This window comes from Bradyrhizobium sp. UNPF46, assembly GCF_006658625.1.
Lineage (GTDB): Bacteria > Pseudomonadota > Alphaproteobacteria > Rhizobiales > Xanthobacteraceae > Bradyrhizobium > Bradyrhizobium nitroreducens.
Genome location: NZ_LFJB01000073.1, coordinates 25,011 through 37,801, shown reverse-complemented (window position 1 = coordinate 37,801; position 12,791 = coordinate 25,011). Strand labels below are relative to the sequence as shown.

Below are 12,791 nucleotides of genomic sequence, written 5' to 3'. Positions count from 1 at the left end.
ATCAGAACCGAAGCTCTAGATTCTTGTTTTGACGCGTTTTCTTCACGCGAACCGGTGTCCACTTCGCTCGAAAACGCTCTAGCGCGGCTGTTCACGGAGGCGTAGCGGAACCCTCACGCCGGCTCTCCCGCCTTCACCCCAAGCGGCTTCGGCGCCATGCCGCCACCCGGCTTGAGGTGGAATTCGTAAGTCATCAGATGCCACTGCCCGTTCGCCTTGGTGCCATCGGGCATCGCGGGATCGTTGCGCGGCTCGATCTTGGCGACGAGATCGTCCTTGACCCCGAACACCACGTCGGAATCCAGGTATTTGTCACCGTCCATGAAGACGTGGGTGATCAGCGGCTCGTAGCCCTTCGCGTTGACCAGGAAATGCACGTGCGCAGGCCGCATCGGATGGCGACCCGTCTGCACGATCATCTCGCCCACCGGGCCGTCGGTCGGGATCGGATAGCTGCACGGCAAGATGGTCCGGAAGAAGAAGCGGCCGTCGCTATCGGTGATGAAGCGCGCCCGCGCCGAGGCGCCGACCTCGTCATAGTTCGGCTTCTGGGAATCGTAGAAGCCGTCGTCATCGGCATGCCAGACGTCGACCGGGACGCCCGCAAGAGGCTTGCCCTTGAGGTCGGTGACGCGGCTTTGCACGAACATCCGTTCGCCGGTTTGGTTGTTCGGCGAGATGTCGGTGCCGTGCGCGGTCACCTTGTGCTCGCCGACATAGAACGGTCCCAGCACGGTGGTCTGGGTGGCGCCCTCGCGGTCGCGATGGTTGACGGCGTCGACCAGCATGGAGACGCCGAGCACGTCGGACAAAAGGATGAATTCCTGGCGGGTATCGGTGCATTTCTGCCCGGTACGGGTCAGGAAATCGATGGCGTAGTCCCATTCCTCGAAGGTCAGGCCGGTCTTGCTCACGTAATCGTGCAGCGACTTCACCAATTCCTGGAGCAGGAATTTGGCGCGCGGATTGGGCGTGCTATCGAAGCTCCTGACGACGGCTTCGGTGAGATCGGTCTCGTTGAACTGGGTCATAAGCGTTTGCCCTCGCGTTTTTCTCGTTGGCCCGATTGGGCTCTCTGGAAGCGTTCCAGGGGCGAGCCTACACCAGTCGGCGGGGCAGCGTTAAGCGCAACCGGCTTGGAATGAGGCCGCCATTTCGCTATCAACTTTCCGACAAAATCGCCCGGAGGAACTGATGCTCGCGCCCACCCCCGCCTCGCCCGAATCCGTCGGCATGTCCAAGCCCGCGCTCGACCGCATCGATGCGCATCTGAAGAGCCGGTACATCGATGCCGGCCGCTTCCCGGGCACGCATCTTCTGGTCTACCGCCGCGGCAAGATTGCGCACAGCTCGGTTCAGGGCTTTGCCGATGTCGAGCGCAAGCTGCCGGTCAAGGATGACACCATCTACCGCATCTATTCCATGACCAAGCCGCTCACCAGCGTCGCCTTCATGATGCTGGTCGAGCAAGGCCTCGTCGCGATCGACGAGCCCGTCGCCAAATACATTCCGGAATGGAAGGATCTCGGTGTCTTCGTCGCCGGCACCTACCCGGCCTTCCTGACCCGGCCGCCGTCCCGGCCGATGCTGATCGTCGACCTGCTGCGCCACACCTCCGGCCTCACCTATGGCTTCCAGCAGCGCTCCAATGTCGATGCCGCCTATCGCAGCGAAAAGATCGGTGAGGTCGAAAAGTCAGGCACGCTGCAGACCATGATCGAGGGCCTTGCGAAGATCCCGCTGGAATTCTCGCCGGGCGAAGCCTGGAACTATTCGGTCTCGACCGACGTGGTCGGCTACCTCGTCGGCAAGATTTCCGGCATGCCGTTCGAGCAGTTCCTGAAGCAGCGGATCCTCGATCCGCTCGGCATGACCGACACCGATTTCCACGTGCCGGCCTCCAAGGCGCACCGCTTCGCCGCCTGCTACTCGGCCGATCCCGGCGGCGGCATGACCTTCCATGCGGGCCAGCGGCGCGAGGGCATGACGCTGCAGGACGATCCGACGACCAGCTCGTTCCTCTCGCCGCCCTCTTTCATTTCCGGCGGCGGCGGCCTCTGCTCGACGGTCGCCGACTATCTCACCTTCTGCCGCGCGCTGCTCAACGGCGGCGAGCTCGGCGGCGTCAGGCTGATCGGGCCGAAGACGCTGGCGCTGATGACCAGCAACCACATTCCGGGCGGGCGGGCGCTGCCGGAAGTGTCGCGTTCGCTGTTCTCGGAAGCGACCTATAACGGCATCGGCTTCGGCCTCGGCTTCGCCGTGACGATGCGCCCCGCCGAAACGCTGATCGCCGGCAGCCCTGGCGAATACAATTGGGGCGGCGCTGCCACGACCTCGTTCTGGATCGACCCGGCCGAGGAGCTGATCGCGATCTTCATGACACAGGTGCTGCCGTCGAGCGCCTATCCGATCCGCCGCGAGCTCCGCAGCATGGTCTATGCCGCGATCACCGAGAGCAATCTGTAGCCGATCGCATCGATCCCGCGGCCGCCAGCCGCGGGATCGCCGCTCCGACGCTCATTTGAGCATCTCCGGCACGATCAGGCGCGGCAAGAACAGCGACACGCTCGGCCAGACGATGACCGCCGCGAGCACGAGCAGCATCGGGATCAGCATGATCACGGTGTCCTTCAGCGCATAGCGCAGCCGCACGCCAGCGATCGAACAGGCGATCATCAGGCACAGGCCATAGGGTGGCGTCACCAGTCCAAACGCCAGCGACACGATGGAAATGATCGCGAACTGGACGGGATGGAGATCGACGGACTTGGCGAGCGGCTCCAGCACGGTGCCGACGATGATGATGGCCGGGATGGCGTCGAGGAAGCAGCCCACCACCAGGAAGCAGAAGGCTATGAAGAAACCCGCGGCGACCGCCCCCATGCCCCAGGTCGAGACATTCGCCAAGAGCTCCTGCGGGATCTTGTAGTAGGCCAGCAACCAGCCGAACGCGCTCGCCGTGCCCACGCAGAACAGGGCAACGCCGGCGAGGCGCCCAGTGTCGAGCAGCGCCTTGTACAATTCGCGCAGGCCCGTCTCGCGATAGAAGAACGCGGAAAGCGCTACGGAATAGAGCACCGCGACGCAGGCGGACTCCGTCGCGGTAAACCACCCGAGCAAAATGCCGCCGACGATGATGAACGGCGTCATCAGGGCCGGTATCGACCGCCAGATCGCGCATCGCATCTCGACCCAGCTCGCCTTGGGATAGGTCGGGTAGCCGCGGCGCACCGCGTAGATGTGCACCGTCGCCATCTGCGCACCCGCAATCAAGAGGCCCGGCACGATGCCGGCAAGATACATAGCTGCAATCGAGGTCGAGATCAGCCCGCCCCACACGATCATCAGGATCGAGGGCGGAATGATCACGGCAAGCACCGCGGACACCGCGGTGATCGCGATCGAGAACGAAAGGTCGTAACCCTCCTTGGTCTGCGCATCGATGAAGATCTTGGACTGGCTCGCCGCATCCGCGGTGGAGGAGCCCGAGATGCCGGCGAAGAACACCGACAGCACGACGTTGATCTGCGCCAGCGAGCCCGGCCAGTGTCCGACCATCGAGCGGGACAGCGCCACCAGGCGGTCGGTGATGCCGCCGATGCTCATCAGGTTCGCCGTCAGCAGGAAGAACGGCACCGCAAGCAGGATGAATGAATTGTAGGCGTTGAAGGTCTCCTGCGCGAGCGTCATCAGCGACAGATGCGGTTCGATCAGCAGGATCGGCACGCAGGCAAGGCCGAGCGCGAACGCGACCGGCACGCGCACGATGAGCAGGCCGACGAAGACCCCGAACAGCAGCAATGCGGCCTGACCGGCGGAGAGTACATTGCCGCTCATCGCCGTGCTCCGACCAGGACGCGCATTTCATCGAGGATCTGTTCACCTGCGAAGACGATCCAGGTCACGCCGGCAACGGGCCACGCAACGTGAATCAGCCAAAGCGGCAGATCGGCCAGCTCCGACGTTCTGTTCCAGGCGAAGCGCGTAAACTCCAATCCGGCCACCACGAACACGAGTGCCAGCGCCAGTACGCCGAGACGCGCGAGAATCCGCACCGCGGCCTCTGACCGCCGCGACAGATCCGGCCACACGTCGACCTCGAAATGTTGCGCTTCCCGCACGCCCACCATGGCCCCGATCATGATGGTCCAGACGAACAGGAAGCGCGCCATTTCCTCCGTCCAGATGTAGGACGGTATGAAGGGCGTGTAGCGCGAGATGATCTGCAGCGTCACGGGAATGACGAGAATGCCGACGCAGGCCGCGAGGAGGATCTCCAGCAACTTCGCATAGGCCGCCGTGACGCGGCGCCACAGCGACGGTGCGGACGGGACGGGTATTTCGGACATTGGGGCTCCGTGCGGGCAGCTCATCCGCCACGGCCGGGCAAGAAGCGGGGCTTGCCCGGACATGCCGTCGGCGGATTGCAACAAGCTCAGGCGACGTTGATCTTCTCGAAAATGCCTTCCGCACCGATTTCCTTGGCGTAGGTGGCCATGACGGGGTCGGCGAGCTTCTTCATGGCGTCCCGCTCCTCGAACGGAACGCGCTTGAGCTTGCCGGCCTTCTCGAGCGTATCGAGCTTGACGACCTCTTCGCTCGACTCCAGCTGACGGCCGTAATCGCCTGCCTCCTTGCCGGCCTTCATGATCGCGTCCTGCAAATCCTTCGGCAGGGTCTTCAGCGTCTTCACCGAGAAGCAGATCGGCCGGATCGACACGGCATGCTGGGTCAGATTGAGATGTGGCGCCACTTCGTAGAACTTCATCGCTTCGACGCCGGCCGCCTCGTTTTCGCCAGCCGATATCACCCCGTTCTGGATCGCGTTGTAGATCTCGTTATAGGCGATCACCGTCGGGCTCATGCCGACCGCGGCAAAGGTCTTCGACCAGATCGGCGCGCCCTGTACGCGAACCTTGAGCCCCTTGAGATCGGCAAGGTTCTTGAGCGGCTTGTTGGCGAAGATGTTGCGGATGCCGCCGCCGGAATAGCCGATCAGGACAACCTCGGCTTTCGCCGCGACCTCATCGGCGATCGGCGCCAGGATGTTGGCTTCAACCACCTTGTTCATGTGCTCGATGCCCTTGAACACGAAGGGCGCGTCGATGAACGGGGCCGCCTTGGCGAAGGTCGACATGTGAGCGGGCGAGACGATGCCGTAGTCGACGGCCTTGCCTTGCGACATGTACTCGAAATACTGCTTCTCGAGGCCGAGCGAGGAGTTCTTGTGCAGGGTGAAATTGACGGGCTTGCCGTAATATTTCTTCACCAGCTCCTCGAACCGGATCAGCGCCCGATTGAAAGCGTGATCGTCGTTGAACTGCACGGCTCCGTTGAGCGTGATCGGCGCTTGCGCCCTGAGGATCGAGGGCGTGCCGATCACGGCCGCCGCGGTGGTCGCACCGAACCCAGCGAGAAATGACCTTCGCTTCATCGTCTCCCTCCCTTTGATGCTCCGTCCCTGTCGCCGGGGCGTGAGTGAAGCCGGTATGCGGCTTGCGAGAGAAGCGTATGAAAATCCCCGGCGGGACGGAAGTCATTTCGCCGGCGCTGAACGGACTCCTTCGTCGCAGGGCACCCCGCCACGACCTGTTGCACTGCAACTCGGGCCCCCGCGGGCGGGCGGTGAGACCACTTCCTTCAGATACGAAGACTTGCGGACCTGTGCGCTGCACGCACAGACCCGCTCGCCGCGTGCTGCAGGCTTAGTGCAGGTAGCCTCCGGTGATCGCGTGATGCTGGTGGATCCCGGCTCGCGCACGGTCGTTCGGGAAATCGATTGAGCACTGCAGGAGGCCGACCGCCTTGACGGCGGTCGGCTTCGCAGAGGCGATCGCATGATGTCGCATCGAGAGGCCCGGATCGCCGGGCTTGGCCTGGCTTCTGTCTACGCCATGTGTCTACTATTGACCGCAATCAGCATGAGCTGACGCGCAGGGCGTGCCGGACGGAGCTGTAGAGTTCCGTTGCAGACGGCCCGCCAAATACGAAAATCGTGGCGTCCGGCAGGCCCCACCCGTATGGTCGGCCCAAAATCATAATCCGGCGCCGCTGCGCCCGGAACCGGGACGACCACGTTTGTCAAAGCTCACCCTGCCGGTCCGACTCGCTCTTCTGGTCACGGGAACGATGTTGCCGCTGATCGTCTTTGCGGTCGGTATCGCCGTCTACAACTACAGGCAGGACCGCGGCGATGCGACGCGCCGGGTGCTGGAGAACGTGCGCAGCATGCGTCTCGTCCTGGACTCCGAAGTTCAGCGCATGACCGGCGGCCTGCAAGTGCTCGCGCTGACCAATTCGCTGCGTAACGACGACTTCCAGAGCTTCCGCCGCATCGCGCTCGGCTTCGTCGAGCAGTATGGCAGGGGCGGCCTGGTGCTGATCTCCGATCGCAAGGGCCGGCTGCTGTTCTCCTCCGCGACGGAGGACACCGCAAGCCTGCCGGCGCGCGGCAATCTCGGGACCATCGAAAGAGTTTTTGCGAATAGATCGCCGCAATATTCCGACCTGTTCGTCGGCGCGATCAACGGACGGCGGGTGCTCACCGTCGAGGTTCCGGTGTTTCGCGACGGCGAGGTGATCTACGACCTCTGCTTCAGTCCGCCGATCAGCATCTTTCAGGAGCTTGTCGAGAAGCAGCGCCCCGACCAGCTCTGGACCGTATCCCTGCTCGACACCAAGAGTGTCGTATTCGCGCGCGTACCGAACCCGAGCGAGACGATCGGCAAGCAAGCCTCCGGCGTCCTATACGATGCGATGTCTCGCACGTCGGAAGCCACCCTTTCGAGCGTCTCGCTCGACGGGGTGGCGCTGTCCTCCGCCTTTACCAAGTCGCGCCTGACCGGCTGGACGGTCGTGGCCGGCGTCGCCGAGAGCTCGCTGATCGCGCCGCTCTGGCGCAACATCGCCATCACCAGCCTGATCGGCGGCATCCTGCTGCTGACCGGCCTCACCTTCGCGGTCAGGATGGCGACCACGATCGCGCGCGGCGAGATGCTGCACAATCTGCTGATCGACGAACTCAACCATCGCGTCAAGAATACGCTGGCCCTGATGCAGGCGATCGCCGTGCAGACCTTCCGCAGCGCCAGCCGCGACGAACGGACCAAGTTCGAGGGCCGGCTCGGTGCACTGGCCGAAGCTCATAATCTCCTGAGCCAGGAGAAATGGGCGGGCTCCGAGCTCCGGGATGTGATCGCCCGCGCGCTACAGCCATTCCTGCTGAACAGCCCCGACCGCATCCGCATGGCTGGTCCCGCCGTGCCGTTGTCGCCGCGTCTCGCCGTGGTGCTGTCGATGATCGTGCACGAGATCGCCACCAACGCTGCGAAATACGGCGCGCTGTCCAACGAGTCCGGCCGCGTGACGCTCGACTGGGAGGTCATCACCGACGCCCCGAAGCCGCGGCTCCGGCTGATCTGGACCGAAATCGGCGGACCGCCGGTGACGGCGCCGGTACGGCGCGGCTTCGGCTCGCGCCTGATCGAGCGCAGCGCGCGCGACCAGCTCGGCGGCGAGGCGACCGTCGACTTCCTGCCGCGCGGCGTGGTCTGCACGGTGGTCTGCACGCTGGACGAGGCGCGCTGAACCAGCCGGAGTGACATCAGCGCCGATCATCGCCGATGCCGCACGCGCTCGCTAAAGCGTTTTCGAGCGAAGTGGACACCGGTTCGCGTGAAGAAAACGCGTCAAAACAAGAATCGAGTGCTTCGGTTCTGATTCAATCGGAACCGACGGTGCTCCAGAACGATGGCTATGTGACGGCCTGCTGCACCTTTTGTCATAAAACGTCTTTCACAAGATCTCCGTTCAAGGTCTCGCGCAACCCGGCGCCACCCATCGTGCATTTGCGAAAGCGCGCGCCTGCTTGGAGCAGGATCGGACAAAGCATGGCCGCTTGAGGAAAGACCCCAAGCCTTTGCAGCGCATAGAACCTGCGCCGCCCCGTATAAATACGGGAACCTGATCCACAACCTGAGCCGATCGGGAGGAGCACGCAATGATCGGGAGCACCACACTCATGCGCAATCCCTCACACAAGGGCTTGCCGGCCGCACCTGGCGCAGAGCCGGACAATGGCTCGACCTGCGAACGGCGCGCCGCCGATGCGGAGATGGCGCGGGTGCTCAGGACCGAACCGACTCGCGTGGCACTGGACTCCTCCGGCGCCGGGATCGCCCATTGGAAACACGATCCATTGCACGACGTCGTGGAGCCCATGAGCCACCACGTGATCATGGCATACAACGGCATGATGCAGCGCATGGAGCGGCGGTCGGGAAAATCGGTTGCGATCGGGACGTTTCGCCCTGGAGTCGTTATCATCATTCCGGAGGGATCGAGCTCCCGATGGGACATTCCGAAGCCTGTCGATGTGGTCCAGCTCTATCTTCCGAATGCAACACTGAAGCGCATTGCCGACGAGGCCGGGACCACCAAGCCAGCCGACCTGCTGGAGCGGACGGCGCATCCTGACCCGATTACGTCCAGACTGCTCTTGAGCGCAGCGGAGGCGCTCGGGGGCAACGGGGCCCTGGATACGTTGTTCCGCAATCAGCTGACGGATCTTCTGGCCACGCGCCTGCTGGTCGCCCACACTGGTTCGCCACCCACGTTCCAGCCGACCATGGGTGGGCTGTCGCCGAAGGTCCTGCTCCGCGCGATCGAACGGTTGCGTTCGGACAGCGATGCGGACGTCTCGCTCGATGCGCTGGCGTCCGATGCCGGCCTCTCGCGATTTCACTTCTGCCGGGCCTTCAAGGAAAGCACCGGGCTCTCGCCGCATGCCTGGCTGCGCCAGCACAAGCTCGAGCAGGCCATGAACATGCTGCGGGGGAGCGACGAAGCGATCGTCTCGATCGCCGCGGCGCTCGGCTATTCCTCGCAGACCGCCTTCGCCGCCGCCTTCAGGAAGCTGACGGGAGAAACGCCGAGCGATTGGCGCAGGCGCATGCGTTAGCAGCAATCTCGCGACAGGGACGGCAATCGCTCTGGGGCAGTCGAATATCTGGTTCGCTAAACATCTGGCATCGCACGACGCGGACGGAGACCGACGATGGACTGGAAACACCTTGCGATCGCGCCGCGACGGAAAGCCGTCACGACCGCGCTGCTGTACGGGCTCTCGCTGACCGTACGCTTCACCCAGCCGACAGCCGAAGAAGCGCCGGTCCAGGCTGCGCAAAGCGTCAATCCCGCGACGTCGATCCTGATCAATCAGGGTTGGCTCCGAAAACCGATGGTGCCGGCAGCTTTGCGCAGCTGGCCATCCGGCCCGAGAAGCTGCCCGGCGGCATGTGAGGGCCCTGCGCTGCTGTCCTCTCTGCCGAACTGCACCGCGCCATAAGGCCCGGCGGTCTCCGTTTCACCTCTTCGCATCGTCGCCGATCGCGGCAGGCTCAGCCGACACCAGGCGGCGGCGGCGACGTGCGCGCGTTCCGAGCCACCAAACCCAGGAGTCAAACCACATGCGACTGCTCGTCATCGGCGCCGGCTTTGCCGGCATGTACGCCGCCCTCTCCGCTGCCCGCCTGCGCGACATCCAGGGCGTTTCGCCTGATGATCTCCAGATCGCGCTGATCGCACCGGAGCCGACGCTGGTGGTCCGCCCGCGACTCTACGAGCCGAAGCCGGAAACCCTGACGGCGCCGTTGCTCGATGTCCTCGAGGCGATCGACGTCGACTACATCCAGGGCAGCGCCGAGACCGTCAACACCGAGGCGCGGACGGTGCAGATCACGACTGCAAAGGGCGCGAAGAAAACTCTGTCCTACGACCGCCTGGTGGTCGCCACCGGCAGCCGCCTGTTCCGCCCCAACATTCCCGGTCTTGCCGAGCACGGCTTCAGCGTCGACTCGCTCGATGACGCGATCGCACTGGACAAGCATCTGCACGGTCTCGCCGACCGGCCGGCCGTGAATGGACGCGATACGGTCGTCGTCGCCGGCGGCGGTTTTACGGGCATCGAGGCCGCAACCGAATTGCCCGCGCGTTTGCGCAAGATCCTCGGCAAGGAGGCCAAAGCGCGCGTGATCATCGTCGAGCGCAACGGCGCGATCGCGCCTGACATGGGTGAAGGCCCCCGCCCCGTGATCGCGGAAGCTCTGCGCAAGCTCGGCGTGGAGACCCGGCTCGGCGCCGGCGTCGCCGCGCTCGACAGATCCGGCGTGACGCTGTCGACCGGCGAGCATATCGAAACCGAGACGGTAGTCTGGGCGGCCGGCATCCGCGCCGCGCCGCTGACGACGCAGATTCCCGCAGAGCGCGACAATTTCGGTCGGCTGCTGGTGGATCGCGACCTGCGCGTGCCCGCTGTCGCCGGCGTCTTCGCTACCGGCGATGCCGCCCGCGCGGCCTGCGACGATGCCGGCAATTATGCGCTGATGTCGTGCCAGCATGCCACGCGGATGGGCGCCTTTGCCGGCAACAACGCCGCCGCGGAGCTGCTGGGCGTTCCGACCAGGCCGTACCACCAGAAGGCCTACGTCACCTGCCTCGACCTCGGCGAAGCCGGCGCGCTGTTCACGCGCGGCTGGGAGCGCAAGGTCGAGATGGTCGGCGACATCGCCAAGAAGACGAAACAGGAGATCAACACCGTCTGGATCTATCCGCCGAAGGCCGAGCGCGCCGCTGCGCTCGCATCGGCAGATCCGGAGCGCGTGACCAGTCTCTGAACATCAGCATGCGAGCAGAGGAGTCTTCAAAGATGAATCGGACGATCCGCAACACTCAGGGGGAGGCCAACATGAATCTGCACGAATTTGGACATTTCGGCAGACCAGGACCCGACGAGCTCGTTCCGTCGCGTTATGCTCTGAAGGTCGGCGAGATCGACGTGATGGTGATCAGCGACGGCGTGCTGACACCACCCGCGGAGTCGATGGCCACCAACGCCGAGCCGGCTCTCCGGGGCGCGTGGCTGGACAACATGTTCCTGTCGCGGGAGGCGTTCGACTGGGCGCTGAACGAGGTCGTGGTGCGCAGCGGCGACCGGACCATACTGATCGACAGCGGGCTCGGAGCGGAGTACCCGGACTTTCCGCGGGCCGGGCAGCTGGGCCTGCGACTGCAGGCCGCCGGCATCGACCTGGAGTCGGTGACCGACGTGGTCCTGACTCACATGCACTTCGACCACGTTGGCGGGCTCCTCGTCGACGGCGTGAAGGAACGGCTGCGCAAGGATCTGCGGATCCATGTGGCGGCCGCCGAGGTCAAGTTCTGGGAGGCGCCCGATTTCTCCCGCACCGGAATGCCGCCGGCGCTCGCAGACCTGGCCCGGCGAGCATCCAGGCAGTTTGCCGATGAGTATCGCAACAAGTTGTGCACCTTCGAGCAAGAGCACGCGGTCGCGCCGGGAGTGGTCGTCAGTCGCACTGGTGGCCATACCCCCGGGCACAGCGTGGTCCGTCTTGCGTCCGGTGGCGACCGGTTGATGTTCGCAGGCGACGCCATATTCCCGGTCTCGTTCGACCACCCCGAGTGGCACAACGGCTTCGAGCACGATCCCGAGGAGGCGACCCGCGTCCGGATTGGGCTCATGCGCGAGCTCGCCGCGACCGGCGCGTGGCTGGTGGCCACACACATGCCGTTCCCGTCTGTCGGCCGGGTCGCAACCGCCGGCGACCTGTTTCGGTGGGTGCCGGCCTGGTGGGACTACTGACCACTCATGGGACAACGACAATCACCGGATCGAGCGGCGACACCGATGCCGAACGCCTTGAGAGTCTCTGAACATCTCACCGGCATCATCCACGCCTCGCAAAGCGGAGGCGCGGTCTTCCCCCAGAACTGAGCGCCAAGAAAGAGAGAGAAGAAGTTTTCAAAGATGAATCGGATGATCCACAACACTCAGGAGAAACAGACATGAACCTGCACAACACCTCATATCCCGTGTCATCGGGCCCCGAAGAGCTCGTTCCGTCGCGCTACGCGCTGAAGATCGGCGACATCGACGTGCTGGTGGTCAGCGACGGCGTGCTACCGCTGCCGACCACAATGCTGGCGCACAACGCGGCCCCAGCCGAGCGTGCGGCCTGGCTGCACGACATGTTCCTGCCACAGGACGCATTCGACTGGGCGCTCAATGCGGTCATGGTCCGCAGCGGCGGCAAGACCATCCTGATCGACGCCGGCCTCGGATCCGACCCCAACTTGCACTTGCCGCGCGCCGGTCAGCTGATCAAGCGGCTGGAGGCCGCCGGCATCGATCTGTCGTCGGTGACCGACCTCGTGCTGACCCATCTGCATATGGATCACATCGGCGGGCTGCTCGTCGACGGCGTGAAGCAGCGGCTGCGCAAGGACCTGCGGATCCATGCGGCCGCTGCCGAGGTCAAGTTCTGGGAAGCGCCCGACTTCTCCCACACCAACATGCCGCAAGGTTTTCCGGATGCACTTCGGGCCACCGCCAAGCGGTTCGTGAAGGAGTATGGCAGCCAGTTGCGGACATTCGAGGAGACGCAGGAGATTGCGCCCGGCGTCATCGCTCGTCGTACCGGCGGCCACACGCCGGGGCACAGCGTGGTTCGCGTGGCGTCCGGCGGCGAAGCGCTGACATTCGCCGGCGACGCCGTGTTTGCGGTCGGGTTCGAACAGCCCGAATGGTACAACGGCTTCGAGCACGACCCCGAGGAGGCTGCGCGCGTTCGTGTCCGCCTGCTGCGGGAGCTTGCCGAGACCGGCGAGATGCTGGTCGCCACCCATCTGCCGTTCCCGTCCGTTGGACGCGTCGCGACAGACGGCGACGCCTTCCGCTGGGTGCCGGTGTTCTGGGACTACTGACAGCTTGT

Annotated in this window: 11 protein-coding genes; 7 read left to right on the top strand and 4 right to left on the bottom strand. The window is 64.4% G+C overall.

Annotation, left to right across the window (positions count from 1 at the left end; translation table 11 throughout):
- Positions 1–113 precede the first annotated feature (113 nt).
- A complete protein-coding gene (locus UNPF46_RS26765) occupies positions 114–1,031 on the bottom strand; it encodes an intradiol ring-cleavage dioxygenase (protein WP_142251994.1) in 918 nt (305 codons plus the stop codon).
- A gap of 163 nt (positions 1,032–1,194) precedes the next feature.
- Here UNPF46_RS26765 and UNPF46_RS26760 point away from each other — a divergent pair, with 163 nt between their 5' ends.
- Positions 1,195–2,469, top strand: a complete 1,275-nt coding sequence (locus UNPF46_RS26760; protein WP_142251993.1) for a serine hydrolase domain-containing protein — start codon at positions 1,195–1,197, stop codon at positions 2,467–2,469.
- Between the two features lie 51 nt (positions 2,470–2,520).
- Here UNPF46_RS26760 and UNPF46_RS26755 read toward each other — a convergent pair whose 3' ends face one another.
- From UNPF46_RS26755 to UNPF46_RS26745, 3 genes are all read right to left on the bottom strand, one after another.
- Positions 2,521–3,840 carry a TRAP transporter large permease gene (locus UNPF46_RS26755; protein WP_100179810.1) on the bottom strand — a complete coding sequence of 440 codons (1,320 nt, stop codon included), beginning with the start codon at positions 3,838–3,840 and terminating at the stop codon, positions 2,521–2,523.
- Positions 3,837–4,352 (bottom strand): TRAP transporter small permease, encoded by a 516-nt coding sequence (locus UNPF46_RS26750; protein WP_100179809.1) that lies wholly within the window; start codon positions 4,350–4,352, stop codon positions 3,837–3,839. The genes UNPF46_RS26755 and UNPF46_RS26750 overlap by 4 nt, the downstream gene beginning before the upstream one ends.
- 86 nt (positions 4,353–4,438) lie before the next feature.
- On the bottom strand, positions 4,439–5,437 hold the full coding sequence (locus UNPF46_RS26745; RefSeq protein WP_100179808.1) for a TRAP transporter substrate-binding protein: 999 nt from the start codon (positions 5,435–5,437) through the stop codon (positions 4,439–4,441).
- A gap of 695 nt (positions 5,438–6,132) precedes the next feature.
- Between UNPF46_RS26745 and UNPF46_RS26740 the strand changes: the two genes are divergently transcribed.
- From UNPF46_RS26740 to UNPF46_RS26715, 6 genes are all read left to right on the top strand, one after another.
- The gene (locus UNPF46_RS26740; protein ID WP_142251996.1) at positions 6,133–7,590 is read left to right on the top strand and encodes a sensor histidine kinase; all 1,458 of its coding nucleotides are present in this window, start codon (positions 6,133–6,135) and stop codon (positions 7,588–7,590) included.
- Between the two features lie 412 nt (positions 7,591–8,002).
- Positions 8,003–8,962 (top strand): helix-turn-helix domain-containing protein, encoded by a 960-nt coding sequence (locus UNPF46_RS26735; protein WP_246668740.1) that lies wholly within the window; start codon positions 8,003–8,005, stop codon positions 8,960–8,962.
- A 96-nt stretch (positions 8,963–9,058) separates the two neighbouring features.
- A complete protein-coding gene (locus UNPF46_RS26730) occupies positions 9,059–9,349 on the top strand; it encodes a hypothetical protein (RefSeq protein ID WP_100179806.1) in 291 nt (96 codons plus the stop codon).
- Positions 9,350–9,470: 121 nt separating this feature from the next.
- Positions 9,471–10,676, top strand: coding sequence for an NAD(P)/FAD-dependent oxidoreductase (locus UNPF46_RS26725; protein WP_142251992.1), 1,206 nt, complete (start codon positions 9,471–9,473; stop codon positions 10,674–10,676).
- A 32-nt stretch (positions 10,677–10,708) separates the two neighbouring features.
- Complete coding sequence (locus UNPF46_RS26720) at positions 10,709–11,662, top strand: MBL fold metallo-hydrolase (protein WP_142251991.1); 954 nt, start codon at positions 10,709–10,711, stop codon at positions 11,660–11,662.
- A 203-nt stretch (positions 11,663–11,865) separates the two neighbouring features.
- Entirely contained in the window at positions 11,866–12,783 is a 918-nt protein-coding gene (locus UNPF46_RS26715; RefSeq protein WP_100179803.1) for an MBL fold metallo-hydrolase, read from the top strand.
- Positions 12,784–12,791 lie beyond the last annotated feature (8 nt).

Coding starts and splice junctions, on each gene's coding strand:
- UNPF46_RS26765 (WP_142251994.1), bottom strand. CDS start 1,031: ATGACCCAGTTCAACGAGACCGATCTCACCGAAGCCGTCGTCAGGAGC.
- UNPF46_RS26760 (WP_142251993.1), top strand. CDS start 1,195: ATGCTCGCGCCCACCCCCGCCTCGCCCGAATCCGTCGGCATGTCCAAG.
- UNPF46_RS26755 (WP_100179810.1), bottom strand. CDS start 3,840: ATGAGCGGCAATGTACTCTCCGCCGGTCAGGCCGCATTGCTGCTGTTC.
- UNPF46_RS26750 (WP_100179809.1), bottom strand. CDS start 4,352: ATGTCCGAAATACCCGTCCCGTCCGCACCGTCGCTGTGGCGCCGCGTC.
- UNPF46_RS26745 (WP_100179808.1), bottom strand. CDS start 5,437: ATGAAGCGAAGGTCATTTCTCGCTGGGTTCGGTGCGACCACCGCGGCG.
- UNPF46_RS26740 (WP_142251996.1), top strand. CDS start 6,133: ATGTTGCCGCTGATCGTCTTTGCGGTCGGTATCGCCGTCTACAACTAC.
- UNPF46_RS26735 (WP_246668740.1), top strand. CDS start 8,003: ATGATCGGGAGCACCACACTCATGCGCAATCCCTCACACAAGGGCTTG.
- UNPF46_RS26730 (WP_100179806.1), top strand. CDS start 9,059: ATGGACTGGAAACACCTTGCGATCGCGCCGCGACGGAAAGCCGTCACG.
- UNPF46_RS26725 (WP_142251992.1), top strand. CDS start 9,471: ATGCGACTGCTCGTCATCGGCGCCGGCTTTGCCGGCATGTACGCCGCC.
- UNPF46_RS26720 (WP_142251991.1), top strand. CDS start 10,709: ATGAATCGGACGATCCGCAACACTCAGGGGGAGGCCAACATGAATCTG.
- UNPF46_RS26715 (WP_100179803.1), top strand. CDS start 11,866: ATGAACCTGCACAACACCTCATATCCCGTGTCATCGGGCCCCGAAGAG.